The sequence below is a fragment of the Streptomyces sp. TM32 genome, assembly GCF_004122755.1.
Classification (GTDB): domain Bacteria; phylum Actinomycetota; class Actinomycetes; order Streptomycetales; family Streptomycetaceae; genus Streptomyces; species Streptomyces sioyaensis.
This window is the reverse complement of sequence record NZ_SDIG01000009.1, coordinates 12,707-38,161: the sequence shown is the minus strand read 5'-3', so window position 1 is coordinate 38,161 and position 25,455 is coordinate 12,707. Positions and strand designations below refer to the sequence as shown.

Annotated in this window: 24 protein-coding genes, 1 pseudogene and 1 riboswitch; of the genes and pseudogenes, 13 read left to right on the top strand and 12 right to left on the bottom strand. The window is 70.4% G+C overall.

Going from position 1 to position 25,455, the window contains the following annotated elements:
- Position 1: 1 nt before the first annotated feature.
- The 3 genes from EST92_RS04005 to EST92_RS03995 are packed head-to-tail and all read right to left on the bottom strand — an operon-like array spanning position 2 to position 2,456.
- The gene (locus EST92_RS04005) at positions 2–826 is read right to left on the bottom strand and encodes an FAD/NAD(P)-binding protein (RefSeq protein WP_254068488.1); all 825 of its coding nucleotides are present in this window, start codon (positions 824–826) and stop codon (positions 2–4) included.
- A complete protein-coding gene (locus tag EST92_RS04000; protein ID WP_129279543.1) occupies positions 823–1,305 on the bottom strand; it encodes a cyclic nucleotide-binding domain-containing protein in 483 nt (160 codons plus the stop codon). Before EST92_RS04000 ends, EST92_RS04005 begins: the two co-directional genes overlap by 4 nt.
- The gene (locus tag EST92_RS03995) at positions 1,302–2,456 is read right to left on the bottom strand and encodes a 4Fe-4S dicluster domain-containing protein (RefSeq protein WP_343283769.1); all 1,155 of its coding nucleotides are present in this window, start codon (positions 2,454–2,456) and stop codon (positions 1,302–1,304) included. Before EST92_RS03995 ends, EST92_RS04000 begins: the two co-directional genes overlap by 4 nt.
- 182 nt (positions 2,457–2,638) lie before the next feature.
- Between EST92_RS03995 and EST92_RS03990 the strand changes: the two genes are divergently transcribed.
- Positions 2,639–3,145, top strand: coding sequence for a hydrogenase maturation protease (locus tag EST92_RS03990; RefSeq protein ID WP_129279541.1), 507 nt, complete (start codon positions 2,639–2,641; stop codon positions 3,143–3,145).
- Positions 3,146–3,269: 124 nt separating this feature from the next.
- Here the strand turns inward: EST92_RS03990 and EST92_RS03985 are convergent, their stop codons facing one another.
- Positions 3,270–4,163 carry a universal stress protein gene (locus EST92_RS03985; protein WP_129279540.1) on the bottom strand — a complete coding sequence of 298 codons (894 nt, stop codon included), beginning with the start codon at positions 4,161–4,163 and terminating at the stop codon, positions 3,270–3,272.
- A gap of 288 nt (positions 4,164–4,451) precedes the next feature.
- Here EST92_RS03985 and EST92_RS03980 point away from each other — a divergent pair, with 288 nt between their 5' ends.
- Positions 4,452–6,161 (top strand): GAF domain-containing protein, encoded by a 1,710-nt coding sequence (locus tag EST92_RS03980; RefSeq protein ID WP_129279539.1) that lies wholly within the window; start codon positions 4,452–4,454, stop codon positions 6,159–6,161.
- A gap of 20 nt (positions 6,162–6,181) precedes the next feature.
- On the opposite strand, the pseudogene EST92_RS03975 reads toward EST92_RS03980, so the two are convergent.
- Positions 6,182–6,496, bottom strand: a pseudogene (locus tag EST92_RS03975) (LuxR C-terminal-related transcriptional regulator); the annotation flags it as partial.
- A gap of 194 nt (positions 6,497–6,690) precedes the next feature.
- Here EST92_RS03975 and EST92_RS03970 point away from each other — a divergent pair.
- Positions 6,691–7,266, top strand: a complete 576-nt coding sequence (locus EST92_RS03970; protein WP_254068487.1) for a hypothetical protein — start codon at positions 6,691–6,693, stop codon at positions 7,264–7,266.
- A 78-nt stretch (positions 7,267–7,344) separates the two neighbouring features.
- On the opposite strand, the gene EST92_RS03965 is transcribed toward EST92_RS03970, so the two are convergent.
- The 3 genes from EST92_RS03965 to EST92_RS03955 all read right to left on the bottom strand — a co-directional run bounded on the left by EST92_RS03965 (position 7,345) and on the right by EST92_RS03955 (position 11,550).
- Complete coding sequence (locus tag EST92_RS03965) at positions 7,345–7,935, bottom strand: CBS domain-containing protein (protein WP_254068485.1); 591 nt, start codon at positions 7,933–7,935, stop codon at positions 7,345–7,347.
- Positions 7,936–7,992: 57 nt separating this feature from the next.
- Positions 7,993–10,707, bottom strand: a complete 2,715-nt coding sequence (locus EST92_RS03960) for a bifunctional GNAT family N-acetyltransferase/acetate--CoA ligase family protein (protein ID WP_129279536.1) — start codon at positions 10,705–10,707, stop codon at positions 7,993–7,995.
- 150 nt (positions 10,708–10,857) lie between these two features.
- On the bottom strand, positions 10,858–11,550 hold the full coding sequence (locus tag EST92_RS03955; protein WP_129279535.1) for a CBS domain-containing protein: 693 nt from the start codon (positions 11,548–11,550) through the stop codon (positions 10,858–10,860).
- 267 nt (positions 11,551–11,817) lie between these two features.
- Here EST92_RS03955 and EST92_RS31955 point away from each other — a divergent pair, with 267 nt between their 5' ends.
- Complete coding sequence (locus tag EST92_RS31955) at positions 11,818–12,381, top strand: hypothetical protein (protein ID WP_254068474.1); 564 nt, start codon at positions 11,818–11,820, stop codon at positions 12,379–12,381.
- A gap of 30 nt (positions 12,382–12,411) precedes the next feature.
- Here EST92_RS31955 and EST92_RS03945 read toward each other — a convergent pair whose 3' ends face one another.
- Positions 12,412–12,831 carry a CBS domain-containing protein gene (locus tag EST92_RS03945; RefSeq protein WP_129279534.1) on the bottom strand — a complete coding sequence of 140 codons (420 nt, stop codon included), beginning with the start codon at positions 12,829–12,831 and terminating at the stop codon, positions 12,412–12,414.
- 330 nt (positions 12,832–13,161) lie between these two features.
- On the opposite strand from EST92_RS03945, the gene ftsH reads away from it, so the two are divergent.
- Positions 13,162–15,105, top strand: coding sequence for an ATP-dependent zinc metalloprotease FtsH (gene ftsH / locus EST92_RS03940; RefSeq protein WP_129279533.1), 1,944 nt, complete (start codon positions 13,162–13,164; stop codon positions 15,103–15,105).
- 254 nt (positions 15,106–15,359) lie between these two features.
- On the opposite strand, the gene EST92_RS03935 is transcribed toward ftsH, so the two are convergent.
- Positions 15,360–15,842, bottom strand: a complete 483-nt coding sequence (locus EST92_RS03935) for an Hsp20/alpha crystallin family protein (RefSeq protein WP_129279532.1) — start codon at positions 15,840–15,842, stop codon at positions 15,360–15,362.
- On the bottom strand, positions 15,811–16,134 hold the full coding sequence (locus EST92_RS03930; protein WP_343283770.1) for a hypothetical protein: 324 nt from the start codon (positions 16,132–16,134) through the stop codon (positions 15,811–15,813). The genes EST92_RS03935 and EST92_RS03930 overlap by 32 nt, the downstream gene beginning before the upstream one ends.
- A 652-nt stretch (positions 16,135–16,786) precedes the next feature.
- Here EST92_RS03930 and EST92_RS03925 point away from each other — a divergent pair.
- The 6 genes from EST92_RS03925 (at position 16,787) to EST92_RS03895 (ending at position 21,390) form a co-directional block, all read left to right on the top strand.
- Complete coding sequence (locus EST92_RS03925; RefSeq protein ID WP_129279531.1) at positions 16,787–16,975, top strand: hypothetical protein; 189 nt, start codon at positions 16,787–16,789, stop codon at positions 16,973–16,975.
- Entirely contained in the window at positions 16,972–17,616 is a 645-nt protein-coding gene (locus tag EST92_RS03920) for a cytochrome b N-terminal domain-containing protein (RefSeq protein WP_129279530.1), read from the top strand. The genes EST92_RS03925 and EST92_RS03920 overlap by 4 nt, the downstream gene beginning before the upstream one ends.
- Positions 17,613–18,569 carry a hypothetical protein gene (locus EST92_RS03915; protein ID WP_129279529.1) on the top strand — a complete coding sequence of 319 codons (957 nt, stop codon included), beginning with the start codon at positions 17,613–17,615 and terminating at the stop codon, positions 18,567–18,569. Before EST92_RS03920 ends, EST92_RS03915 begins: the two co-directional genes overlap by 4 nt.
- 914 nt (positions 18,570–19,483) lie before the next feature.
- On the top strand, positions 19,484–20,119 hold the full coding sequence (locus EST92_RS03905) for an ATP-dependent Clp protease proteolytic subunit (protein WP_129279528.1): 636 nt from the start codon (positions 19,484–19,486) through the stop codon (positions 20,117–20,119).
- Positions 20,120–20,125: 6 nt separating this feature from the next.
- Positions 20,126–20,434 carry a hypothetical protein gene (locus EST92_RS03900; protein ID WP_129243633.1) on the top strand — a complete coding sequence of 103 codons (309 nt, stop codon included), beginning with the start codon at positions 20,126–20,128 and terminating at the stop codon, positions 20,432–20,434.
- 275 nt (positions 20,435–20,709) lie between these two features.
- Positions 20,710–20,912: riboswitch (cyclic di-AMP (ydaO/yuaA leader) on the top strand.
- 4 nt (positions 20,913–20,916) lie between these two features.
- The gene (locus EST92_RS03895) at positions 20,917–21,390 is read left to right on the top strand and encodes an NlpC/P60 family protein (protein ID WP_129279527.1); all 474 of its coding nucleotides are present in this window, start codon (positions 20,917–20,919) and stop codon (positions 21,388–21,390) included.
- Positions 21,391–21,509: 119 nt separating this feature from the next.
- Here the strand turns inward: EST92_RS03895 and EST92_RS03890 are convergent, their stop codons facing one another.
- Positions 21,510–22,724, bottom strand: coding sequence for an 8-amino-7-oxononanoate synthase (locus tag EST92_RS03890; RefSeq protein WP_129279526.1), 1,215 nt, complete (start codon positions 22,722–22,724; stop codon positions 21,510–21,512).
- A 156-nt stretch (positions 22,725–22,880) separates the two neighbouring features.
- Between EST92_RS03890 and bioB the strand changes: the two genes are divergently transcribed.
- Together bioB and EST92_RS03880 are read left to right on the top strand one after the other, a co-directional pair.
- A complete protein-coding gene (gene bioB, locus EST92_RS03885) occupies positions 22,881–24,041 on the top strand; it encodes a biotin synthase BioB (RefSeq protein WP_129279525.1) in 1,161 nt (386 codons plus the stop codon).
- Positions 24,034–25,338 (top strand): adenosylmethionine--8-amino-7-oxononanoate transaminase, encoded by a 1,305-nt coding sequence (locus EST92_RS03880; RefSeq protein WP_129279524.1) that lies wholly within the window; start codon positions 24,034–24,036, stop codon positions 25,336–25,338. The genes bioB and EST92_RS03880 overlap by 8 nt, the downstream gene beginning before the upstream one ends.
- Positions 25,339–25,455 lie beyond the last annotated feature (117 nt).

Below are 25,455 nucleotides of genomic sequence, written 5' to 3'. Positions count from 1 at the left end.
GTCACAACTCCCGTACGGCAAGGAGGGGTTCAGCTCGGGTCCAGGTGACCACCGGCCCGTCGAGACACAAGAGCAGCGGGCCGAGCTGACAGTGGCCGCAGTGGCCGGTGCCGCAGTGCATGGTGCGTTCCAGGGAGATCCGGATCCGGTCCGGATCGAGGCCGCGATGGGCAAGTTCGCGGGCGGTGGCCCGGATCATCACCTCGGGCCCGCAGACGAACGCGGTCGCGTTGCCCGGGTCGAAATCGGCTCGGTCGAGGAGGGCGGTCACCACGCCCACGTCCCCTTGCCAGGTGTCGTCGGGGCGGTCGACCGTGACCTGGATGCGGGCTCCGGCCTTCCGCCAGTCGTCGATGTCGTGGGCGCAGACCAGGTCGCCGGGGGTTCGGGCACCGATCAGGATGTTCGGACGCCCGAATCGCTGCGGTGCGGCGAGCGCGTCACGCACCAGCGGCCGCAGCGGCGCGAGTCCGAGGCCACCGGCGACGACCACCAGGTCACGTCCGGCTTCGGCGAGCAGGTCCCAACCGACTCCCAGCGGGCCTCGCACCCCGGCGGTCCGCCCTGGCCGGAGGTTGTACAGGGCTCGGGAGACCGCGCCGACCGCTCGGACGGTGTGGGTCAGCCGGTGCCCCTCGATGCCGCTCAGCGACAGCGGGATGTCGCCGACGCCGAAGGCGTACACCATCGCGAACTGCCCCGGAACGAACGGCGGCAGTGCCGATGCCACGGGTTCCAGGACGATCTCGGCGGTGTCAGGAGTCTCCTCCGTGCGTCCTACCACCCGGTACGGCAGCGGCACCAGGTGCGGGCGAGCGGCCATCATGGTGCTTCCCCGCCGGCCGCCACGGCTCTGCCGCCGGGCGGGCCGTACAGGTCCAGAAGGCGGGTACGGGCGGCACGCAGCCGTCGGCCGATGGCCACCGCGGCCACGCACCGCGTGATGGCGAGACCGAAGACGGGGTCCTCGTCGATCTCTTCCCGGACCTGTTGCGCGTCGAACTCGTACGCCTCGACCGCACTCCGGGTCCGTGCGCCCAGGTGCCAGCGGTAGGGCTCGAACAGCCAGGACCAGCCCAGCAGTTCGCCCTCGCCCAGGGTCTCGACGACCGTCTCGCCGCGGCCCGGTTCCTGCACGTCGAGGGCGATGCGTCCGGAGCGGACGACCCAGAACCGATCGGCCGCTCCGCCCTCGTCGAAGAGGCGCCGGCCCCCCGGAAAGGACACGTCGTGGGCGAGGCCGAGAAGTTGGTCACGAGGGCCGGGGGGCAGTGCACTCAGGAAGCCGTGCCCGCCGGCCGTCATGGAGCGGCCCCCTCCGGTCCGCCGGCGGCCTGGCGCTCCTGGTGCAGGGCATGGGCCTCCTCGGTGATGTCGATGCCGACCGGGCACCACACGATGCACCGCCCGCAGCCGACACAGCCCGAACTTCCGAACTGGTCGTACCAGGTACCGAGTTTGTGCGTGGCCCACTGCCGGTAGCGGCTGTGCCCGGACGCCCGTACCGGTCCGTCCGGCAGGTGCGAGAACTCCAGGTCGAAGCAGGACTCCCAGCGTCGCCACCGCTCGGCGTGGTCCCCGCTGAGGTCGGTCACGTCCTCGGCGGTGGTGCAGAAGCACGTCGGGCACGCCATGGTGCAGTTGCCGCAGGTCAGACAGCGCGAGGCGACATCGTTCCAGCGGTCGGCGTGCAGGGTGTCGCGCATCAGCAACTGCAGGTCCACGGGCGGCATGCTGCGTCCCATGCGGCCTGCCGCCTCCGCGACCGTCTCCCGAGCCGCGGACTCGGTCGCACTGTCGGCGGGCCGGCGTGGAAGTTCGGCCAGCACGGATGCGCCTTCGTCGCTTCCGGCCCGTGCCCAGAACCGGTGGCCGCTGCCGTCCACCACCTCCGTCAGGGCCAGGTCGTAGCCGGCATCGACGCCCGGCCCGGAGCCCATGGAGGTGCAGAAGCAGGTGGCGCCCGGCTCGGTGCATTCCACGGCCACCAGGAAGGCCCGTTCCCGGCGAGCTCGGTAGCGGCTGTCGGTGTGCGGACCACCGGACAGCACACGGTCCTGCACGGCGATGGCCCGCAGATCGCAGGGCCGCACCCCGAGGAACGCGTACGACGGCGGTGGTGCGTTTTCCTCGGCCACGGTCAGCCCGCCGTCGGCCCCGCGGTCGGCCGTCCACTCCCGCTCTCGCTGCGGGTGCAGATATGTCTTCCACGACTGCGGCCCCGCACTGTGCGCGAACGCCGCGCCGTCCTCGCGCGGGCGCAGCCGGTAGTGCCCGGCTTCCAGCTCGACGCCCCAGCCGTAGGGCAGCTCCGCACCCTCGGCGATTTCGGCCAGCACGATGGCCCCGTCTCGCACGGTCGGCCCGATGACCGTACGGCCACGCGCGGCCAAGGCCCTGATCAGTTCATCCAGCCCGTCCTTGCCGATCACCGCGGTGGTTCCGTCGCCCGTCATCGCCCGCCTTCCGGCATGCAGCATGCCAACCCGGTCAGTGTGTGTCCGCACTGATCCAGCGCATGGCCGACGGGCCTTCCTGTGGCCCATACGGCCCCCGTCGACCACCCGGACGGGCTCGTACAGCAGCCCGTCACCGCTGCATCGGAGCTTCCAGGCCCAGGCGGGGAAGTCATCACGCCATGGAGACTTCTGCCGCCGCTGCGCGGATCGCCGTCATCGGTGTCGGCAATGCCTACCGCCGCGACGACGGCGTGGGCTGGACCGTGGTGGCCGACCTCGCGCAACGCAGGAAGCAGAACCCGCTCCCCCACGACATCGGATTCACCTGCACCGACGGCGATCCGACGCGGCTGATCAGCGCCTGGGAAGACGTCCGCCTGGCCATCGTCGTGGACGCCGCACGCGCTCGCCCGGCCCGGCCCGGCCGCGTGCAGAGGCTACGGCTCGGGGGCGGTATGCCACGCACACCTCGGGGGAAGACCGGCTCGCACGGCTTCGCGCTCGACGACACCGTCCGGCTCGCCCACGCATTGGACCGGCTGCCCGGAGAGCTGCTCGTCTACGTCGTCGAAGTCGCCGACATCGGTCTCGGCTCTGGACTGTCACCGCAGGTCGCAGCCGCCGTCGGACCGCTCGTCCGACGCATTGAGGAGGACATCGTGCACCGCGCTGTTGCCGGACAGTGACCGGAGGGTCTGGGGCGGCCGGAAGCCCTGGCCTCAGGCTCCTCCACGGGGCCGGTCGGGCCCTCCCGGGGAAGACAGCCAACCCCTTCCTGCCGTGCTGCCGCGGGACTGCTGCACGCCGTACTCAGTCGTGGGGGACCATGGCCACGGGGCAGGTCACGTGGTGGATGGCGGCGTGCGCGACCGGGCCGACGCGCGGCGCGAGAAACGGTCGGTGCCGTCGCCGGCCGACGGCCAGGAGTCCGGCCTCCGGCGCCGTCTGGACAATGGCCCGGGTCGCGCTCTCCGGCAGCACGGTCAGCTCCACCGGAACGTCGGGGAAGCGGGCACGCCACGGACTGATGACCTCCCGCAGCTCACCGTCCGCCTGCCTGGCGACTTCCGCCGCGGCATCCGGGTCCACACCCCAGGGCGCGTAGGCCTGCACAGGGAGCGGACGCCCGTGTACCACCTGTAGCGGAATTCCACGACTCGCCGCCGCGTCGAAAGCAAATGCGAGGAGCGGTTCGCAGGGTCCATTCAGGCTCACGCCGACGACGACCCGTGATGCTGCGCCATGGGGGGTACCCGTGGACCCAGCAGCGTCCGGTTGCGCACGGTCGCTCGCCCGGACCAGGACGACCGGCCCGTCGGCCCGGCCCATGACGTCCAGGCTGACATCGCCGAGCGCAAAGCTCTCCCACGCGCCGAGAGCCCGCGAACCCAGCACGACCATCCGCGACTCCTCCGCAGCGCGCAGCAGTGCGGGCTCGGCCTCGGAGCCCACCAGATCCTCAATGATCTGCAGATGCGGATGGCGTTCGCGCACCACTTCCAGGGCCTGGCGCACGATCCGTCGTGCACCGGCGTTCTGATCGCGATCGGGCGGTGTGTCCGCCGCTTCGGCGGCGAGCAGTATCCAGGCATGGAGAAGCCGCAGCACGAAGTGCCGCCGGTCGGCTTCGTCGGCTGCCCACTGTGCAGCTGCCAGACTTTCTGGTGAGCCGTCGAGTCCGACAGTGATGATTTCCGGCTCCATGCCTGCCCTTCCTTCGGGAACGGACGGAGAAAAGAAACCGTCCTGACCGGCTTATGACGCCGGGGCTCCGGAGGGCAGACGTACCACGTTCGCCGGCGGCGAGCGGTACGTACATGCCGTGTGATCGAGATTGCTCCATGGTCCGCCTTCCGGCCAATGAGCCGATGGGCGCTACGAGGGGACCGAACAGGCCACCGTTCAGGGTGCTCATCCGTCCGCGGTCACTACCGTGGGTGGTGTGACCGCACCGCCTGGGCGGCCATATCGGAGGGTGTGGTGGGTGAAGAGATGCCTGGCCGATTCGGAGCCACGGAGAGGCAGGTCGTGGCGCTTCCGGAGGAGTTGCAAGAACGCCTCCAGACGGTGGAACGGAGCGGGGGCGGACTGCCCCGTCTGCTCGTCGAAGCGGTGCTGTCCGTGGGCAAGGGGCTGGAGCTGCCGCAGGTACTGCGCCGCATCGTCGAGGCCGCGACCGTGCTCGTGGACGCCGAATACGGGGCGCTCGGCGTGCTCGGCGACGACTCCCACATCTCCCAGTTCCTGACGGTAGGAATCACCGAGGAGGAGGCCGAGTCCATCGGCGGGCTGCCGGCGGGCCACGGGATTCTGGGAGAGCTGATCGGCCATCCCGTGCCGCTGCGCCTTGCCGAGCTGGGCGAGCACCCGTCGTCGTACGGTTTCCCGCCAAATCACCCGCCGATGCGGTCGTTTCTCGGGGTACCTGTCAAGGTCCGCGACAAGGTCTTCGGCAATCTCTACCTCACCGAGAAGCGCGGGGGCAGGGAATTCGACGCCGAGGACGAGACCGTGCTGTCGACGCTGGCGGTGGCGGCAGGTGTGGCCATCGAGAATGCCCGGCTGTACGAGGAAGCCCGCTACCGCCAGCGGTGGCTGGCGGCCAACGGTGAGATCGTCGCGGGGCTGCTGCCCGGAGCGGGCGGGGCCGACGTCCTGGAGACGATCGTGGACCACGCGGTGCGCATCCTCTCCGCCGACCTCGGTGTGCTGGCGCTGCCCGAGGACGACGACACCTTGCGGGTGGCGCTCGCCATCGGCGTGGATGCCGAGGCACACCGAGGCCTGCTCCTCCCCCACCGTGGATCATTCGCCGGCGCGGCACTCACTGCCGGAAGCTCCTTGATCAGCCTCGACGTCGAGCACGATCCCAGGATCACCGCCGGCCCGCCCCGGTGGGCCGGGCTCGGCCCCGCGGTCGCCGTTCCGATGACCGCCGGCGAGCGGGTGCGCGGCGTGCTGCTGCTGGCACGGCTCCACGGCCGTGCGCCGTTCACCGAACCGGAGACCAAGCCGCTGCTGACCTTCGCCGGTCAGGCGGCCCTTGCCATGGAGATGGCTGATCAACGCCAGGGCGCCGAGCAGTTGACCCTGCTCAGGGACCACGAACGCATCGCACGTGACCTGCATGATCTGGCTATCCAACGGCTCTTCGCCACAGGGATGACGCTCCAAAGTGCGCTGCGCTTTGTTGATCACCCGGAAGCCAGCGAACGCCTGTTGCGGGCCGTGGACGATCTCGACGAGACGATCAAGATCATCCGGTCCACCATCTTCGGGCTCCGCACGCACGACACCAGCCGGGCCGCCCACGGCCTGCGGGTCCGCACAGTCACCGTGGTGGAGCAGGCCAGCCGCACGCTGGGCTTCACCCCGGCGCTTCACATGGAGGGGCTCATCGACACAGACGTGTCGGCCGAGATCGCCGAACATGTGCCTGCCGTGCTCGGAGAGGCGCTGAGCAACATCGCACGGCATGCACACGCCAGCGCCGCGGACGTCGCACTGGTCGTTCGTGACGGAGTCCTGACACTCACGGTGAAGGACAACGGTGTGGGCACGCCGGGCGACGGCCGGCACAGCGGGTTGCGCAACCTCACGATGCGGGCAGAGAGCCTGGGCGGTGCGATGACCCTCGAGTCACCGTCCGAGGGCGGTACGACACTGGTGTGGCGAGTACCGCTGCGTCTTCCCTCGAGGTGACCCTCGCCGCACCGCACTCCTCAGCTCTGATGCGGCCCGGCGTCCGCATCAGGTGGCGCGGTGGCCTGGGTGGCGAGGACTGCCGCCTGGATACGTTGCTCCACACCGCGTTTCGCCACCAGGCGGGAGATGGGGTTCTTGACGGTCTTCTCGGACAGGTAGAGCCGCTTGCCGATCTGGCGATTCGTCATGCCCTCGCCGATCAGGCCGAGGCCCTCTCTCCTGAGGGGGAGCCCGGACAACGCATCTGCGTCGGACCCCGCATCGGATTTCTCGCCCCGCAGACGGTTCATCAGCCGCGCCGTGGTTGCCGGATCGAGCATCGAGCGCCCGGAGCCCTCCGGCTGGCACGGCGTCCACCTCCGCTCCTGTCCACCCTGACCCCGGCCGCAGCCGCCGTGCCAGGGCTGAACGGCCCCCATACCTGCCGCGCACTGGCACCCGCACAGTCACCGGGTGGGGCCGTTCGGCCCCTCTCCTGATTCCGCCGGACATGCGACGGTCGGACTACGGGAGAAAGAGGTGCGTGATGCCTCCCTCGAAGATCCGCTGGCCTTGGCAGCACAGCCCCCTCAAACGCAGCACCGACGTGGCGGAATCCTGGATGATTCTGGCCACCGGGTTACTCATTGCCGTGCTGGCTCCGACTGCCGGCGTGGTGGCCGGGAGCGCAGTGGAGGCCGCACCCCAGCAGCAGACCCGCCAGTGGCACAGTGTCTCCGCCGTGGTGACCAAAGATTCTCCCACCCGCATCGGTGGCGATCCCTCGGGCAGCGTGGGCGCCAAGCCTCATACGACAGTGCGATGGACGGCCTCGGACGGCACGCTCCGGACCGGAGAGACCACCGTGGCACCGGGCGCGAAGGCGGGCGATCGGACCACCGCCTGGCTCGACCGGCACGGTTCCGTGGTGCGCAACCCCGTCACTCCGCAGGATGCGGTCGCCGAAAGCATTGCGATCGGAACGGTGGCTGCGTCCAGCACCGGCCTGCTGTTCCTCGGCGCCGAGAGGGCCGGGGCGGGACTGCTGAACCGCCGACGCTACGCGCAGTGGGAGAAGGAATGGGCGCAGGCGGACCCGGAAGGGCACCACCGCCAGAGGTGAACTGCCGCGAGGCTGCCGCATCGTTCGACTCAACGGGTGCGACACCCCGCGCCGCGGGGCCGCGAGGCGAACGATGGACTACACCGGCTCCTGGTAGGGAGCCTCGCGCCGGTAGGTGAGGCGGTTGACGACCGCAGTGACGCCGTCGACCTGTCGCATCATCCGTATCGCGACGGCCACTTGACCGCTGCTCTCCAGGCTCCCCTCAACGGTCACCAGACCGTCATGGACCGACACCTCTATGCTCTGCGGGCTCAGCCACAGCGCCCGCACCACGATCTCGTCCATTACTTCGTCGCGGATTGCGGAGTCCGGACGGACGAAGACCTGCAGCACATCACGCCGTGTGACCATGCCGACGAGCCGTGCCTCCTCATCCACCACAGGAAGCCGCTCGACGCCGCTCGCACTCATGAGGCGGGCCGCACGGACAACGGAGTCATCGGCGCGGACCGTGCGAGCCGGCACCGACATCAACTCGGCGGCAACGGGGGTGGCGCCACGTGCGGTCCTGTGCCGCACAGGCTCCAGGTCCGTGGCGGACACCACGCCGATCACCTTGTCATCGCCATCCACCACGGGCAGGCCGCTGATGTCGTACTCCGCCAGCCACCGCACCATTTCTTCGGCGGACGTCCCGCTGTACGCGCGGACGACGTCTCCGGTCATGACGCTTCCCACCTGTCGGCGCTTCATCTCCTGCCCTCTCTCGGCTCGTGCCCGGCCTCACGGAAGCCGGCGCAGGTAGGGGTCACGCGCGTGGCGCGGCAGCAGACGGACTCGGGCATCGACGACGGTAATGCCGTCCGGCCCGGCGACAACCGGATTGCATTCCGCCTCGGCAAGCTCGGGAAGGTCGTCCGCCATCCTGGAGAGGCGTGCCAGCAGGTCCTCCAGAGCTGCCACGTCGGCCGGGTCGCTGCCCCGGTAACCGAACAGCAGGGGCGCACACCGCGGTGCGGTGATGAGCTCGTGGACATCGGTGTCGGTGAGAGGAGCAAGGCGCGCGGCGTGGTCGGCGAGCAGCTCGCTGATGGTCCCGCCGAGGCCGAAGAGGAGCAGCGCTCCGAAGACTTCGTCCTGTACGACTCCGGCCAGCAACTCCGCGCCACGGGCAGCCATCGGCTGGACCAGAACTTCGGTCATCGCGGTGCCGAGGCGGCGGGTCAGATCACGGTAGGCGGAGCGCACTTGGGACTCCCCGTGCAGTTCCAGGAGGACGGCGCCCCGCTCGCTCTTGTGAAGGAGCCCGGGCCCCTGTGCCTTGAGCACCGCCGCACCATCGGGCCCCGCCAGGCGTGCAGCAGCATCGACAGCTTCCCGCTCCGTGGTGACGCATGCCTGCGGCAGCCGGGGGATGCCGTAGCAGCCGAGGAGCCGTGCGGTCTCCCGCACATCCAGCCAGCCGCCGGCCGGATCCCGCGCGAGAAATGCCTCCACGAGGGCATGTGCACCCGGCTCGTCGATGCCTGCCGGCTCCACGCTCCTGCCCGGTGGCCTGGCCAGCCAGCGTGCCCGTTCGGCGGCATGGAACAGGGCCTGGGCCGCCGACTGGGGTTCGCCGTAGGAGGGCACCGCCGGACCGTCTTCCGTGCGCAGCAAGCGGACGCGCTCCGGCTGATCGAGCAGCGCCGCAACAAGCGGTACACCGGGACGCCCCTTCGGCGCTGATGTCGCCGCAGTGACGAGATCGGCACCGACAGCCGCGTTCAAAGCGGTAGGCACCAGTGCAACCAGGACGGCGTCCGCCGCTCCGGAGCGCGCGAGCCGGCCTACGCACTCGCTCAATTCCTGCGCGCTCACTTCCGGTGTGGTGTCGACCGGATTTCCGGCACTGGCACCTGCCGGCAACAGGGCCAGCAGCTTCCCCCCGAGGTCCGACCCCCACTCGGGGACGGTCAGTCCCGCATCCACGCAGGCATCCGCAGCCAGCACTCCGGCGCCCCCGGCGTTCGAGACCACGGCGACCCGCCCGCCCGCAGGAAGCGGCTGGGAGTGCAGCAGCGCCGCGGTGTCCAGCAGCTCACCAAGGGTGCGGGTGGCGGTCAGGCCGGCCTGGGTGAACAGTGCCCGGCGGGTCATGGTGGGGGTTGCCGCTGCCGCCGTGTGCGAGGCGGCAGCACGACGGCCTGCTTCCGAGCGCCCGGCATCGACCGTGAGCACCGGCATACGGCGGGCAACACGCCGCGCCGTACGGGAAAAGGCCCGAGGATTCCCGAACGACTCCAGGTGCAGCAGCGCCAGTTCGGTCCTGCCGTCGCCCTCCCACCACTGCAGAAGATCATTGCTGCTGACATCGCGTTTGTCACCGAGCGAGACGAAGCTGGAAATGCCGATACCCAGGCGGGAGAGCCCGTCGAGAAGCGCGATGCCCACTCCGCCGGACTGCACCGCGACCCCCGCGGTACCCGGCACCGGCTTCGTCACGGCGAAGGTCGCGTCCATGCGAACGGACTCCTCCGTGTTGGCAATGCCCAGACAGTTGGGGCCGACCATCCGCATACCCCAGTGGCGGCATGCCTCGGTCAGCTCCGCGATCGCGCCGTCGTCCAGACCGGAGGCCAGGACCACCAGCGCTCTGACTCCGGCCTTGCCGCACTGGACCACCGTGTCGCAGACAGCGGCAGCCGGTGTCGCGATGACGGCGAGGTCGGGCGGGTGAGGAAGGTCGGTGACGGATGCGTGGGCGGGGATGCGCAGCACGGCGTGCGCGTGCGGGTTCACTGCGTAGAGCGACCCGTTGAAGTGGGCCTCACGCAGGTTGTGCAGTACGGCCCGGCCGGCCGAACCCGATCGGGTTCCGGCTCCGATCACCGCGAGGGAGCGGGGACGCAGAAGTGGCTGCAAGCTCGCGGTGCCGGCGGTGCGGCCCCGGTTGTCCAGCGCTGCCAGATAACGTTCGTCCGGTTCGAGCCGGATGACCCCGCGTACCGTGGCTCCGTCGTACTGACGTGTGACGCGCAGGCCGAGGTCGGCGAAGACCTTATGGATGAGGTGGTTGTCGGCGAGCACATCGGCGGTGAAAGCGGAAACGCCGTTCTCGCGGGCGATGTGGACGAGGTGCTCCAGCAGCAGCGTGCCGACGCCTCGGCGGTGGAAGTCGTCGGCGACCGCCAGGGCGATCTCGGCGGAGGTGGCGTCGTCGCCGAGTTCGTACTCGGCGACGCCGATGAGCCGGTCGCCCTGTACCGCCACCAGCGTGCGGTGGCCGGCTTCTGGGGGCGCGCAGAGCCGGTCGGCGGCCTGCTCGCCGGAGCGGCGGCTCACCACGAAGAACCGGCTGCGCAGACTGTCCTCGGACATGTCGCCGTAGAGCCGAAGCACCGGTCCACGATCGTCCGGGCGCGCCGGACGGAGCCGGACCGTACTTCCGTCGGACAGCAGTGCACAGACCTCTCGCGCGCCGGAGGCTGTGTCCGTCCTGGCGGTTCCATTCCTCACGGCCTCTCCCTCTTACGATCCGTCCTCGTGGGCCATCGGCCCGAGGGCCCTCCGATGCCCCCCGGAGCCGTCCGGAGGTACCGACGCTCTCCCTACGACTCTGTGTGGGGCCGCGCATCGTGCAGCTCCTCCTCCCCCGTGAACGGGCCCCTACGGATGCTCGAAGTGGCGGCCCACCACCGGCCCTGTCCGTTCGGGCTCCGCTCCCTCGAGGTCGAACGTCACATCCACGACCCCCTCGACCGCCCGCACCAGCCGTGCCGCCACGGAGAGGAGCGACTTGTTGCGGATCCGGCCGCTGAGCGTGACCACCCCATCGGTGACGCTGACCGACATCTCCTCTGCGGAACCGGCGAACAGCCGGCCCACGACCTCCGCACGTACTTCCGCCGCCAGGTCCTCGTCGGACCGGAGAAAGACCTTCAGCAGGTCCGAGCGACTCACGATGCCCTGGAGCATCCCCCCGCTGTCGACCACAGGAAGCCGCTTCACGGACTTGCACGCCATCGTCCGCGCCGCCTGCGCGAGGGAGTCGCCGGCGTGCACCGTCAGGGCGGGCGTGGTCATCAGCTCCCCTGCCGTCAGAGCGCCGGCCTTGCGCACCCCGTCCGACCGCCGCAGCTGTTCCATCCGGTCGGGGTTCGCTTCCCGGAACTCCTCCTTGAGCAACAAATCGGCCTCGGAGACCACGCCGACCACCCGCCCCTCCCCCACAAGCACAGGCAGCGCGCTGACTTTCCACTGCTCCATCGTCTCGACGATCTCCTTGAAACGCGCCTCCTGACCGATAGCCACCACCGTCTGCGTCATCACATCGCTGACCGTGCACGGGGTGTGCTCCATGACGCCTCCTCGGTACGGACTGCCGTCGCGCGGCCGCTGCGACACCTTCAGCTTGCGCGTGGCCGTCCGTGCCGGGCAGGGGCCGTCCGGCCCCTTCGTCTGCTGATCGGCAGTCGGGTTCGACGCAGTAGCCCGTGCCACGCGCACTCCGTCCGCGCCACCCGTTGGGCCGGTCGGCCCGTGAGGAGGCCCTGCGGCCCATCCCCTCGGCCGTGCACTCCGCGCAGCGTGGAGAGGCAAGGATGCTTTCGCCCCCCGAGGTACGCGATGACGCGCCCCGGGACCGTCGGTGTGGACGGATCACCTGCGGGCCTGGCCGGCGCCGACTGGGGAGCGCGGGAGGCGCAGCTCAGGACGGCATTGGCACGCCGTCCGGATGCCCGCGAACTCCCCCTCGTCGTCGACCACTTCAAGCAGCTCATCAAGGCAGCAGCCAACGAGGACTGCCCACAGGACCCGACCGGGCAACTGCAACGCGCCGGGCATGCCGTGAAGCACTTCGCCCGGGCCGAAATGCGACGGTTCGGGAACGACGAACTCGACAGCCCCGACCTGATCCGATACAGCTCCGGACTCATCGCCCGGCTCGCCCCGGTGACGTACCGGCAGTTCCTCGGATGCCCCGGACGGACCAGTCGTCGGGCGACGCATCCACCGCACTGGCAGCGACATCTGCTGCTGGCCTTCGAGCATGCCGTCGCCTGCGAGGACGTCGGCGGGGCCGTGCCGGCTTGTTGCAGCGGGGTCGGGTTCGGTCCGGAACCGCGGGCTGCGGAAGCCCGGGGCGAGGTTCTCCTGGTCGACGTCGACAGGCTGTACCACGGCGAGTGACCGCCGGCCCGCGTTCAAGCGGTCAAGCGGTCAAGCGGTCGCACAGATGGTTTCGACGAAGTGCCCGACCTTCTTTTCTGCCAGGTGCCGGGCAAGGTCGGCTTCGCTGATCATGCCGACCAGCCGGTGGTCGTCGATGACCGGCAGCCGCCGGATCCGGTGCTCCTCCATGGCCTTCAGGACCTGTTCCGCTCCGGCGTCGGCATCGATGGTGATGGGCTTGCCCTGCGCGAGTTCACCAGCCGTCATGGTGTGCGGGTCCTTGCCCTTGGCGAGGCATTTGAGGACGATGTCGCGGTCGGTGATGATCCCGTGCAGGCGGTCGTCGGGGCCGCAGAGGGGCAGTGCGCCCACATCGAGCTCGCGCATCCGACGTGCCGCGTCCACCAGGGTCTCGCTCTCCTGCACACAGGTGGCACCCCTGTGCATGATGTCTCGTGCGGTGGTCATGGCGGTGACTCCCTCAAGTTCTTCCGGTGGGGGCGGGCACGGGCCATGTCCCCTCGTGCGCCGCCCCGTGGGGCCTGGAATCAGTCTCCGGAGTGCGGGCCGTACATGAAATGGGTCGAATGGGCCAGCCTCGGGTCGGGCGGCCACGGCGTCCGCCTGACTGCGAGACGTCCGGCCTCGCCCGCGGGGCGAGCGGGGCAGGACCCGTGCTGTCACATTTCGTGCGGCAGGTCACGGGAATAGCGTGGAAGGGAGACGCCCGCGGTGGCCGGCACCGGCCGTCCGGCGGAAGAGCCGCGTCGTGGGAGGCCTCGTCGAGGAGCCATCCAAATGTTCACATCAGTCCGCCTACCGGGCCGGCATCCGACGCGATCGGTCAAACCGGGGCCGCCACGCGAGCCGCCCAAGCCGCCGGCTTCGCAACCCGGGCCCACTTGGCGCCCGTGGCTGCTGCCCGTCGTTCTGGTGATCGTGTTCCTGGTCCTCCTCATGCGCTCCCAGCCCTCGCCAGGGGTGTCGGTTTCGTACAGCCAATTCCTCGGCAAGGTGAACACGGGCCAGGTCAAGACGGTCGACATCGACGACAAGGGAGCTGTCGACGGAACCCTCAAAGACGGACGGAAATTCACCACCCAGATCCCCACCGCACTGGACAACAGCAGCCTTGAGCAACAATTGCGGTCCGAGAAGGTGGACATCACCGCCTCCCACGGCGGCGGCAGCGGCCTGGGGACGCTGCTGGCATTCGTCCTGCCGCTGGTCCTTCTCGGTGCGCTGTTCCTGTGGACCGGACGGAAGGCCGCCCGCACGCTGTCCGGGGGACTGAGCGGCATCGGACGGTCCCGGGCCAAAATCATCGAGGCCGAGCGGCCGACCACCCGCTTCGTCGACATCGCCGGATACGAGGGCGCCAAGCAGGAGATCAGCGAGGTCGTCGACTTCCTGCGCCACCCGGAGCGGTACGCACTGGCCGGAGCCAAGGGACCACGCGGAGTGCTCATGGTCGGGCCACCGGGCACCGGCAAGACGCTGCTGGCACGTGCCGTCGCCGGCGAGGCCGAGGTCCCGTTCCTGTCAGTGACCGGATCGGCGTTCGTGGAGATGTTCGTCGGGGTCGGCGCCTCCCGGGTCCGCGACCTCTTCGCCGACGCACGCAAACGTGCCCCCTCGATCATCTTCATCGATGAGATCGACGCCGTCGGGAGCCGCCGCGGCGGGGTGCGTCTGGGCGGTAACGACGAACGCGAGCAGACCCTCAACCAGCTCCTGGCCGAGATGGACGGCTTCGACCAGAGCAGCGGCATCGTGGTACTCGCCGCGACCAACCGGCCCGAAGCCCTCGACACGGCGCTCCTGAGACCCGGACGCTTCGACCGGCATGTGACCGTCCCGCTGCCGAACCAGGCCGAGCGAGCGGCGATCCTGATCGTCCACGCCCGCGGCAAGACACTTGCACCCGACGTCGACTGGGATGTCGTGGCGCGAGCCACGCCCGGTTTCTCCGGAGCCGATCTCGCGAACCTCGTCAACGAGGCAGCCATCCACGCGGTCCGCGCGGGCGGCACCGTCATCTCCGCCCAGGACCTGGACTCCGCCCGCGACCGGGTGCTCCTCGGTCGGCGGGAAACCTCCAACGCCCTGCTTCCCGAAGAACGCCATGCGGTCGCCGTCCACGAGTCCGGGCATGCCCTCGTCGCGGCTCTGTGCGAGCACGCCGACCCGGTCGCGAAGGTGACCATCCTGCCCTCCGGACCGACCCTCGGCGCCACCGAGCAGCTCCCCGAAGCCGAGCGCCACCTCTACAGTGAGGGCTATCTGAACGATCTGCTGACCGTCCGGCTCGGCGGCCGGGCCGCCGAACTCGTCGCCTTCGGCGAGGGCTCGACCGGCGCCGCCGACGACCTGGCCGGCGCCACCCAGATCGCCGGCCGCATGGTCCGCGACTTCGGCCTGTCCCCCGCCCTCGGCCCGGTGGGCTACGCCTCGGGCGCCCCTCAACGCCTCGGCGGAGAGCCCCCCGAAGCAGCCCTGCAGCGGCCGTACTCCGAGCACACCCAGCGCATCGTCGACGAGGAGACCACCCGCCTCGTCCGGCAGGCCGAGAAACGCGCCGTGGCCCTGCTGCGCGAACACCGCACGGCACTCGACGACCTCGCAAAGCTGCTCATCATCCACGAAACCATCGCTGGTTCCAGCGTCCTGGACGTACTACGAGAGCAGCCAACCGCTGATGACGATGCCACCACGGCGGGCGGCAACAGAACGCCGCGGTGAGCCGCCGGGTAACAGGGCCGGCTTCGCAGCAGCTCGCAGATGGTGCGGGCCGCATGCTCCGCACACCGCGCCGTGTGGTGCGTGAGGGTGCTGCCGCGGAGCCCGCGGCCTGCCTGTTGCCTCGATGTGGGCCTGTCGGCCCTGGCATCGTCCCTCCGCACGGATCGAGAGGACGGTCGTACGCGGACGGTCCTTCGCGTTATGGGGCGGATGCCGCCAAGGCGCCCGCCCCATACGGTGTTTCGTCGGCAGTCTCAGGTCGTGATGTCGATGTGCCGTGGCATTGTGGCCTGTGTTTTGGGGACTGTGACGGTCAGTACACCGTCCGCCAGGCTCGCCGTGACCTCCTCGGCTTTCACATCGGCGGGCAGGAGGGCCCGGTATTCGAAGCTGCCTGTCCGGCGAGTGGTGCGGCGCAATACGCCTTCGCGCTCGCTTTGCCGGTACTCGCCCGAGATGTGCAACCCCTGACCGCTGACCTCGACATCGATGTCTTCACGCTTCACACCAGGCAGCTCCGCCTCGATGATGTAGGCGTCATCCGTCTCGTGCATATCCGCCAGTGGCGCCCAGTGCGTCCCTGCGCCCAGCGAGGGCGCGGCACCGGCGGACTCCAGCAGGTGCTCCATGCGCTGGAACAGTTCATCGATCTCCGAGGTGATGGGACCACCCCAGCTCAAGGAGGGCGCAGTACTCTCCAGCAGGCTACCGGGCCGGTGTCGAACGGGCATGTTCATCGCGGTCACCTCCGCGAATCGAGTGCGTTCGGATGCGTTCCATGGTGCGCGCGCGGACGTTACTCGGCGACCCGGACCAGCGCCCCGCGGGGGCGCAGCCGCCCCCCTCCGGAGACCAGGGGATGTCCGTCCTCCTCACCGCGCTTCTCCCGACCGGTCCGCCGCCGTGGGCCCCGTCCGTGCGGCATCCCGGGCCGGTCACATCGAATTCCACGTCCAGCACGCCCTCGACAGCTCGCACCAGGCGCGCAACCACCGGGACGAGTGAAGTGTCCCGAACCTGCCCACGCAGCGGGACGGCGACGTTGGTGACAGTGACCCGCAGATCCCGGGTCGGTGCCGCGAACAGGGCGCCGAGGATGTCCCGGCGGACTTCCTGGCAGAACCCGTGTCGTCACTACGTCCCGCCGATCGCGATCGGCTCACATGCCACGAACGGGACGGCCGATGATGCGTGCCACTGGTCCCGACCCGGCTTCGACGCCAACCCTTCCGGCAGCCCGACGCACCTCGTCGCGTCACTGGCAGGTCGCCGGCGGAGATCTCGACGCGGTGCCCGGCGGCGAAGATCTCGCGTGCCTGGCGGATGGCGGCGCGAGCCGGGGACGAGCAGGACGACGGCGTCGGCGGCGCGGGCGGCATAAGTACCCCGGGAACACCAGCACCGCACCGCGGCGGTCCTCGGCGCTCTCATTCGGCTCCACCCGCTCCTGTCGGCCGCGTGGCCGACGGGACATGGCCTGCACCCTCATCTGCTACCGACGACTCGCCGCATGAGATGAGCTGTTGGCGCAGGTCCCACCGGATGAGCAAGGAAGGGATACGCCGCGGACCGGGCAGCTCTTGCGCGATTGAGCCGTTCAGGCCAGGGTCCGGCCGGGTCAGCAGGCCGAGGGTCCGACAAGGCGCTCTACTTGCTCTCGGACTTCGAGGGGAGCCGGCCCATGACACTACATCCGCACTCCGTCGAGCGCGTGCTTTTCGCGCCCATCGATCTCAACGGGACTGGGCGCTACGTCCACTGGGGAGTGGTGCAGTTGTCCGTCGCCAACCTCGTGGTCATCGGGGTGATGCTGGTCGTCTTCGTGGCGGCCCTGCTCCTGCCCTTCCCCCGAGGGCGAGGTCGACGATGAGCGAGGGAGGAGGAGGCTGGACCGGAGCGGTCCGGCGGCGGGCGGTGCGGGCACTGCCCCCGGACAAGCTGCTGCCGGACACCCAGCCCGCGTACATGGCCTCGTGGATCTACGTCTTCGGTGTGCTCACCGTGGCCGCGCTCATCGTCGTCCTGCTCACCGGCGGGGTGCTGGCCCTGAAGGGGCCCGCATGGTGGCACGTCTCGGGGACCGGCAGGTACGTGAACGGCCTGCACCTGTGGAGCGTCGAGCTGTTCATGTTCTTCATGGTGATCCACCTGTGGGGCAAGTTCTTCATGGCCGCCTGGCGCGGTCGGCGGGCGCTGACCTGGGTCACCGGTGCGGTGTGTTTCTTCGCCTCGATCGGCACGGCCTTCACCGGCTACCTGGTCCAGCAGAACTTCGACTCCCAGTGGATCGCCGGGCAGGCCAAGGACGGGCTCAACTCGGTCGGCATCGGCGCGTTCTTCAACGTGCTGGACTTCGGCCAGATGCTGATGTGGCACATCGTCCTGCTGCCTTTCGCCCTCGGCCTGCTGACGGCCTGGCACATCCTGCTGGTCCGGCTGCGCGGGATCGTGCCGCCGATCGACGCCGCGCCGGTTCCCGCGAAGGGGCCCACGCAGGAGGCAGCGCAATGACCCGACGCGCCGGCAAGCGCGCCGTGCCGGACCCGGCCGCTTTCCCCACCAGGCCCTACGACCTGGTCAAGGAGTTCACGATCGCACTGGTGGTGGTCGCGCTGCTCACCGCGGGCCTGGCCGCCGTCTTCTCCTCGCCCGACGTCAAGCCGGTGACGCTGGCCTCCTGGTCGAGGGCCGACGGCGCCGACTTCACGGCGACCGCCGTGTCCGAGCTCGGCGGCACCAGCGGCACGGCCCAGTACGGGCCGCCGTACAATCACACGCCGGGCGCGGCGCAGAAACTCGGGCCGGTTGGGCTGCAGAGCGCCGCGGGGGTCCGCGTCCCGGTGGACACGGCAAACGATTTCGTGCTGCGTCCACTGCGCAATGCCCCCGAACCACCCGCCGTCAGCGCGGGCCTCGCCGCCTGGACCGCCGCTCCGGCGGCCCGGCGCCAGGCATGGACCTCGGCCTACTCCGACGCCCTCGCCAAGGCCGGCGGTGGCGTCCCCACGAAGGGCGATTACGGCCCGGTCCCCGTCCTCACCACACGTCTCCTCGGTCTGGCCCGCAGCGGCGCACTGGATGGCGAACTCCAGGCGGAGGGCAAGTTCTACCAGACCGACTACACCCGTCCGCTGCTCTTCCTCTCCGATGGTTCCTACCTGGAGTCCCGTGCCCGTGCCGAGCACCTCGGCGGCGACCAATGGGGGATGATGAACGAGACCGGGAACTACCCGGGCCAGGCGTGGCTGTGGCTCTACACTTTCTGGTATCAGATCGAACCCTTCAAGTCCTCCGGCAACGCCGACGCACTGATCTGGGGCCTGATGGCGCTGCTCAGCGTGGGCCTGATGCTCGTGCCTTTCATCCCCGGAGTGCGATCCGTACCGCGCTGGACGCGGGTGCACCGGTTGGTCTGGCGCACGTACTACCGCGAACAAGCTGCGGAACGGGACCGGCAGGAGTGATCCTCGCTCTCCGACGTACGCTCGCTGCGGGTGGTTGCACCGCTTGTGTGAGGGCGAGGGTGGCGGGATCGACGGGCGGGAAGCCGGTCTCGGGCGGCCGTTCCGCTGGCGCGCGCGCCACAGCCGGGCCGGTGCGGCGGGATGCCCAGCAAGGCACCTGTGGTGGAAGGCCACGCCGGTCTCGGACCGGGCCAACTCGCGGTGCACATCGACCAGTTGGGTGTATGGCTCGTCGAGGGCGCCGCGGGCCCCGGTAGGCGCAGTCGACGTCGTGGCCCGTGACGGCCTCGATGCGGTCAATCGAGCAGGGAAACCGCACGCCGGACGGGTGCCGTCGCAGGGTCAGGGCGCACAAGGCGCGTAAACCTCAACTCATCGGGCCTGGTGGCGGGAGCGGCCGTGCGCCGGGCGGGGCAGGCCCAGCATGGCGGAGGGCAGCGGGCTCGGTCTCGGCACGGCAGTGCGGGTCGTCAGCTGCGGGGAGCAGGCGCGGGCTGCGTGGGCGCGGGCGCTGAGCGGGCGGCATGCCCTCCCCGAGCGATGGAGCTTCACCCTGAGTCCGACCTGCGACATCGATTTCGATGCGGTGTAGTTCCGTGCGGTGAGGGCGAACTTGCGACAGGTCGCCGGCTCGCCACCCCAGCCGGTGAACAGCGCCTGGCCACCGGCTCGGTCGGGGGATCCGCAGGGCGGCGTCCTTGGATACCCGCGGGCGGTCCATCTCGTCGATCGAGCGCTCGACGACCCGCCCGGTCATCCGAAGGGTCTCCACCTCGTGCCACAGCTCCGAGACATCCGCCCTCAGCGAACAGTTGAAACAGCCTCTGACCTGGGACTTGTAGCTGGTCACCAGAATCTGCTCTCATTCCTACGGATGTACGTCCTGTACATTTATTACGGAGAGAGGAGCACGCATGCTGCCACCGACGGCCCGCTATGTCCTTCCGGAGTTCACCGAGCGCACCTCCCAGGGCACGCGCACCATGGACCCGTACTCCAAGCTGCTCAGCGAGCGCATCATCTTCCTGGGCACCCCGGTCGACGACGCGTCCGCCAACGATGTGATGGCGCAGCTCGTCCACCTCGAACACGCCGCGCCCGAGCAGGACATCTCGCTCTACATCAACTCCCCCGGCGGCTCGCTCACCGCGATGACCGCCATCTACGACACGATGAACTTCGTCTCGTGCGACGTGCAGACCGTCTGCCTGGGGCAGGCTGCCTCCGCCGCCGCGGTGCTGTTGGCCGCCGGCGCCCCCGGAAAGCGGCTGGCGCTGCCCGGCGCCCGGGTGCTGATCCATCAGCCGTCGCTCCATGAGCCGATCCAGGGCCAGGCCACCGATCTGCAGATCCAGGCGGAGGAACTGCTGCGCACCCGCGAGATGTTGGAGGAGATGCTCGCGCGGCACACCGGCCAGCCCCGCGAGCGGATCGCCGCCGACATCGAGCGCGACAAGATCTTCGACGCCCACGCCGCCCAGGAGTACGGCCTGATCGACGGCCTCACCCGGCACCGCAAGCAGTCGGCACGCCCCCTCGTTGCGCGGTGACGCCGGATGCTGCCCCCCGAACTCCCGCCACTGCCCGCCCTCACACGTGCCGAGGGTGAGTTGATCGACCGCTATCTGGAGGTGCTCGATCTGCTGGGCCGTATCAACCCGGCCCGCGGCGGCGGCACCTACAGCGGGCTGCGTGCGGCCCAGGCACTGGTCGGCACGGCTGCCGGACTGCGGGACGCGCTGACGCTGATGCACCAACGCGGCGAGAGCGAACTGCACCACGACACGCTGGCACGGGCGCTGCGGGTGCTGGACGGCGAACGGCGGGCCGGGCTCGTCGCCGTGCCGCCGCCCGCGGAGCGTTGACGCGACACGCGGCAGGGCTGCCCATACGGCGTAGCGCGCACACCCGTTGCGAACCACCCCCGAATTGCCGGTTCATCCGGAATTTCTCGGGTCCCGGATGTTTCGCTCCTGGTCCGGGGCGCGCGACAGCCGGGACCCTGACACCTTGAGGAACAAATCCCACCATTCAGGCCAAATGTGACCCATCTCACATACGGCATTTTCAGCTCGGAGTTTGGGCGCCGGGTGCGTGAGGATCCCTTCGACGACAAGACCCCGCCACAGCGACGGGGCGGTCCGGACGGGCGCCTAATCCCGCCGCCGTCCGGATGTCCGGTCGACGTTCTTGGATCGGCGGGAGCGGAGGACCCGAGCAGGACGGGGTCCACGGCCTTCACGGGCCGGCGGACTCCTTGGGGTGAAGCCGTACGCACGGCCGGGCATCTTCGCCTGCCCGAACCCGACAGGTCTTCCTTCGCAGGCGGCTGACGAAGGGTTTGCGCATGACTGTGCGCATGCATACGCCGAATCTGCTGGCGCGCGCCGGCACCGTCACCGCTCTGACACTCGTCACGCTCGGCGGGACGACCATCACCCCGGGAACCACCGGGGGCGCCGAAGCCGCATCCGTGTCCGCACACGCGCTGCGGGTCGCCGCCTCCAAGCGGGGCTCCCCGTACCAGTACGGGGCCCAAGGGCCGGACGCCTTCGACTGTTCCGGGCTGACGCTGTACTCGTTCCTGCGTGCCGGCCGGGCCCTGCCCCGTACGGCCGCCGCGCAGTACAGCCGCACCCGGCATGTCCCGTCCGGCGCCCGGCGACGCGGCGACCTGGTCTTCTTCCATTCGGCCAACGGCATTTACCACGTGGGCATCTACGCCGGGAACGGCCGGATGTGGCACGCCCCCAAGGCCGGGAGCACGGTGCGACTGGAACGGATCTGGAGCCCCGGGGTCTGGTACGGGCGGGTGCGCTGACCTGCGCGCTCGTCCTACAAGCCGTCAAGTACCGGCGGTGGTGGGCCAGGTGGCCGACCTGGCCGACCGGTCGGGCCGCACGTGCCGTTCGTCGGACAAGCGCTGCTGCGCGCCCCGGGTCAGACAGCCGGCGCCGTGGCCAGGATCGTGCCGACCGCCGCGTCGATCTGGTCGTCCGTCAGGTCCGCGCGGGCGGTCAGCCGCAGCCGGGAGATCCCGTCGGGAACGGACGGGGGCCGGAAGCAGCCGACGACGAGTCCGGCCGCGCGGCAGTCGGCGGCCCAGCCGACCGCCGCCTCCGGTGAGGGGGCGCGTACCGAGACCACCGCGGCGTCCGGCCGCACCGCGACCAGACCCGCCGCGGTGAGCCGCTCGTGCAGCTTCCGTGCGACCTGCCCGGCCCGGGCGGCGCGCTGGGGTTCACGGCCCAGCAGCCGCAGCGCGGCGAGCGCGCCGCCGGCCGCCGCCGGGGCGAGACCGGTGTCGAAGATGAACGACCGGGCGGTGTTGACCAGGTGCTCGATGACCCGGGCCGGGCCGAGGACCGCACCGCCCTGGGAGCCCAGCGACTTGGAGAGCGTCACGGTGGTCACCACATCGGCGTCACCGGCGAGCCCGGCCGCCCACAGCGCGCCGCGACCGCCCTCGCCGAGGACGCCCAGGCCGTGTGCGTCATCGACGAGCAGGGCGGCGGCCCGCATTCGGCAGACCTCGGCGAGGGCGGGGAGCGGGGCGGCGTCACCGTCGACCGAGAACACCGAGTCGGTCACGGCGAGTGCCCGGCCGTCATGACCGCTCAGCGCGGCGCCTACGGCCTTGGGGTCGGCATGCGGGACCACTTCGGTGCGGGCCCGGGAGAGCCGGCAGCCGTCGATGAGGGAGGCGTGGTTGCCCGCGTCGGAGACGACCAGGGTGCCGGCGGCGGTGAGCGCGGTGACCGCGGCGAGATTGGCGGTATAACCGGACGACAACACCAAAGCGGCCTCGAAGCCGCAGAAAGCGGCGAGTTCCGCCTCCAGCCGGGCATGCAGTTCGGTGCTGCCGGTCACCAGCCGGGAGCCGGTGGCGCCCGCGCCCCAGCGGTGTGCGGCCGCCGCCGCGCCACGGGTGACCTCGGGATGCCGGGCGAGTCCGAGGTAGTCGTTGCCGGCCAGGTCGAGCAGCGGGTGGTCGGCCGGGCGGGGACGCAGGGTGCGGGTGAGTCCGGCGCGCCGGCGCGCGTCGCGGGCTTCATCCAGCCAGTCGAAGGCGGCTCCGTGGGGCGGCCGGCGGGGCCCGGCGGGGGCGGCCGGCGAGCCCTCGCGGAGCAGCGTGGGGGCGGAGTCCTGCGGCATCGGCGTCCTTCGTCCGTGGGCCTCGATTGTGGGCTGTTGCTAGACGTTAGCGGTCGTTCCGAGGGCCCACAGTGTGGCGATACACACACCTCCATCCTGGGTCGTTGTGGGAATCCTCCTTGGCCGGGGGCGGTGCCGTACGCCAGGATCAACGCCATGGACCTGCTGAGCACACTGGTGGACAAGGGACTGCGGCGCGAGTTGCCGACCCGCGAAGAGGCGCTGGCCGTACTGGCGACCTCCGATGACGAACTGCTCGATGTCGTGGCCGCGGCCGGAAAGGTGCGCCGCCAGTGGTTCGGGCGGCGGGTCAAACTCAACTATCTCGTCAACCTCAAGTCGGGCCTGTGCCCCGAGGACTGCTCGTACTGTTCCCAGCGGCTGGGGTCGAAGGCGGAGATTCTCAAGTACACCTGGCTCAAGCCGGATGACGCCTCCAAGGCGGCTGCGGCAGGGGTCGCCGGCGGCGCCAAGCGGGTCTGTCTGGTGGCCAGCGGCCGCGGCCCCACGGACAAGGACGTGGACCGCGTCTCGGAGACGATCTCCACCATCAAGGAGCAGAACGAGGGAATCGAGGTGTGCGCCTGCCTCGGTCTGCTCTCCGAGGGCCAGGCCGACCGACTGCACGCGGCGGGCGCCGACGCGTACAACCACAACCTCAACACCTCGGAAGCCACATACGGCGACATCTGCACCACGCACGACTTCTCGGACCGGGTCTCCACCGTCCAGCAGGCCCAGGCGGCCGGAATGTCCGCCTGTTCCGGGCTGATCGCCGGGATGGGGGAGAGCGACGCCGATCTCGTCGATGTGGTCTTCGCGCTGCGCGAGCTGGACCCCGACTCCGTCCCGGTGAACTTCCTGATCCCGTTCGAGGGCACCCCGCTCGGCAAGGAGTGGAACCTCACCCCGCAGCGCGCACTGCGCATTCTGGCGATGGTGCGGTTCGTCTGCCCGGACATCGAGGTACGGCTGGCCGGCGGCCGCGAGGTGCATCTGCGCAGCATGCAGCCGCTGGCGCTGCACCTGGTCAACTCCATCTTCCTCGGCGACTATCTGACCAGCGAGGGCCAGGCCGGCAAGGACGATCTGGCGATGATCGCGGACACCGGCTTCGAGGTCGAGGGCACGGACACCACGACGCTGCCCGAGCACCGCCGCCCGGGCTGCGGCGGTGCGGACACCGCGGAGCCCGGCTGCTCCGGCGACGACTGCGCGCCCGCCGCCACGATCCCCGCGCCGCCCGAGGAGACCCGCCGCGACCTGGTCTCGGTGCGCCGCCGCGGCGCCGGTACCGAGCTGCCGCCCAATGCCTGAGCCGCTCTCCCCCCGCGAACTGCTGGCGCTCGACCGGCAGCACGTGTGGCATCCGTACGGGCCGATGCCCGGCCGGGCCGCGCCGCTGCTGGTGGAGTCGGCGTCCGGGGTCCGGCTCCGGCTGGCCGAACCGGTCGAGGGCCAGGACGAGTTGGTGGACGGCATGTCGTCGTGGTGGTCGGCGGTGCACGGCTACAACCACCCGGTGCTCAACGACGCCGCGCGCGGCCAGCTGGGGCGGATGAGCCATGTGATGTTCGGCGGGCTCACCCATGAGCCCGCGGTGCGGCTGGCGAAGCGGCTGGTCGACATCACCCCGGAGCCACTGGAGCATGTCTTCCTCGCCGACTCCGGTTCGGTGTCGGTCGAGGTCGCGGTGAAGATGTGCCTGCAGTACTGGCGCTCGCTCGGCAAGCCGCGCAAACAGCGGCTGTTGACCTGGCGGGGCGGCTACCACGGCGACACCTGGCAGCCGATGTCGGTGTGCGATCCGGACGGCGGGATGCATGAGCTGTGGCAGGGGGTGCTGCCGCGGCAGATCTTCGCGGACGCGCCGCCGGCCGGCTTCGATGCCGCACCGGACGAGGCGTACGCGGCGCAGCTGCGCGAGCTGATCGGCCGGCACGCCGAGGAGCTGGCGGCGGTAATCGTTGAGCCGGTGGTGCAGGGCGCCGGCGGGATGTCGTTCCACTCCCCCGGGTATCTGCGGGTGCTCCGGGAGGCCTGCGACGCGCACGACGTGCTGCTCGTCTTCGATGAGATCGCGACCGGCTTCGGCCGTACCGGTGCGCTCTTCGCGGCGGAACATGCGGGCATCGCACCGGATGTGATGTGCCTCGGCAAGGCACTGACCGGCGGTTATCTGACCCTGGCGGCGACGCTGTGCACGGCGGCCGTCGCGGACGGCATCTCCCGCGGTGCCCTGCCGGTGCTCGCGCACGGCCCGACCTTCATGGGCAATCCGCTCGCCGCGGCCGTCGCCGATGCCTCGATCGAACTGCTGCTGTCCCAGGACTGGGCGCGGGAGGTCAAGCGGATCGAGGCCGGGCTGTGGGAGGGGCTGGCCCCGGCCCGGAGCCACGCCGGGGTCCGCGAGGTACGGGTCCTGGGCGCGATCGGTGTCGTGCAGCTCGATCACGAGGTGGACATGGCGGCCGCGACCCGGGCGGCGGTCCGGGAGGGCGTGTGGCTGCGCCCGTTCCGGGATCTGATCTACACCATGCCGCCGTACATCACCGGCGACGACGATCTGGCGCGCATCTGTGCCGCGGTGTGCGCGGCGGCCCGCGAGGGCTGACGCACGGTCGGCGGTGGCCTGCGGGCCGGGGCGTCCGACCGGCCACCGTCCGCGCCACCGCCGGCACGCCGCCGCCGTCGCGACCCACATCGGCACTCTTCACCAGGAACCAATCGC

What these genes read in the sequence shown, in the direction of transcription:
- EST92_RS04005 (WP_254068488.1), bottom strand. Translation starts at nt 826, where the DNA reads ATGATGGCCGCTCGCCCGCACCTGGTGCCGCTGCCGTACCGGGTGGTA.
- EST92_RS04000 (WP_129279543.1), bottom strand. Translation starts at nt 1,305, where the DNA reads ATGACGGCCGGCGGGCACGGCTTCCTGAGTGCACTGCCCCCCGGCCCT.
- EST92_RS03995 (WP_343283769.1), bottom strand. Translation starts at nt 2,456, where the DNA reads ATGACGGGCGACGGAACCACCGCGGTGATCGGCAAGGACGGGCTGGAT.
- EST92_RS03990 (WP_129279541.1), top strand. Translation starts at nt 2,639, where the DNA reads ATGGAGACTTCTGCCGCCGCTGCGCGGATCGCCGTCATCGGTGTCGGC.
- EST92_RS03985 (WP_129279540.1), bottom strand. Translation starts at nt 4,163, where the DNA reads ATGGAGCCGGAAATCATCACTGTCGGACTCGACGGCTCACCAGAAAGT.
- EST92_RS03980 (WP_129279539.1), top strand. Translation starts at nt 4,452, where the DNA reads ATGCCTGGCCGATTCGGAGCCACGGAGAGGCAGGTCGTGGCGCTTCCG.
- EST92_RS03970 (WP_254068487.1), top strand. Translation starts at nt 6,691, where the DNA reads ATGCCTCCCTCGAAGATCCGCTGGCCTTGGCAGCACAGCCCCCTCAAA.
- EST92_RS03965 (WP_254068485.1), bottom strand. Translation starts at nt 7,935, where the DNA reads ATGACCGGAGACGTCGTCCGCGCGTACAGCGGGACGTCCGCCGAAGAA.
- EST92_RS03955 (WP_129279535.1), bottom strand. Translation starts at nt 11,550, where the DNA reads ATGGAGCACACCCCGTGCACGGTCAGCGATGTGATGACGCAGACGGTG.
- EST92_RS31955 (WP_254068474.1), top strand. Translation starts at nt 11,818, where the DNA reads ATGACGCGCCCCGGGACCGTCGGTGTGGACGGATCACCTGCGGGCCTG.
- EST92_RS03945 (WP_129279534.1), bottom strand. Translation starts at nt 12,831, where the DNA reads ATGACCACCGCACGAGACATCATGCACAGGGGTGCCACCTGTGTGCAG.
- ftsH (WP_129279533.1), top strand. Translation starts at nt 13,162, where the DNA reads ATGTTCACATCAGTCCGCCTACCGGGCCGGCATCCGACGCGATCGGTC.
- EST92_RS03935 (WP_129279532.1), bottom strand. Translation starts at nt 15,842, where the DNA reads ATGAACATGCCCGTTCGACACCGGCCCGGTAGCCTGCTGGAGAGTACT.
- EST92_RS03925 (WP_129279531.1), top strand. Translation starts at nt 16,787, where the DNA reads ATGACACTACATCCGCACTCCGTCGAGCGCGTGCTTTTCGCGCCCATC.
- EST92_RS03920 (WP_129279530.1), top strand. Translation starts at nt 16,972, where the DNA reads ATGAGCGAGGGAGGAGGAGGCTGGACCGGAGCGGTCCGGCGGCGGGCG.
- EST92_RS03915 (WP_129279529.1), top strand. Translation starts at nt 17,613, where the DNA reads ATGACCCGACGCGCCGGCAAGCGCGCCGTGCCGGACCCGGCCGCTTTC.
- EST92_RS03905 (WP_129279528.1), top strand. Translation starts at nt 19,484, where the DNA reads ATGCTGCCACCGACGGCCCGCTATGTCCTTCCGGAGTTCACCGAGCGC.
- EST92_RS03900 (WP_129243633.1), top strand. Translation starts at nt 20,126, where the DNA reads ATGCTGCCCCCCGAACTCCCGCCACTGCCCGCCCTCACACGTGCCGAG.
- EST92_RS03895 (WP_129279527.1), top strand. Translation starts at nt 20,917, where the DNA reads ATGACTGTGCGCATGCATACGCCGAATCTGCTGGCGCGCGCCGGCACC.
- EST92_RS03890 (WP_129279526.1), bottom strand. Translation starts at nt 22,724, where the DNA reads ATGCCGCAGGACTCCGCCCCCACGCTGCTCCGCGAGGGCTCGCCGGCC.
- bioB (WP_129279525.1), top strand. Translation starts at nt 22,881, where the DNA reads ATGGACCTGCTGAGCACACTGGTGGACAAGGGACTGCGGCGCGAGTTG.
- EST92_RS03880 (WP_129279524.1), top strand. Translation starts at nt 24,034, where the DNA reads ATGCCTGAGCCGCTCTCCCCCCGCGAACTGCTGGCGCTCGACCGGCAG.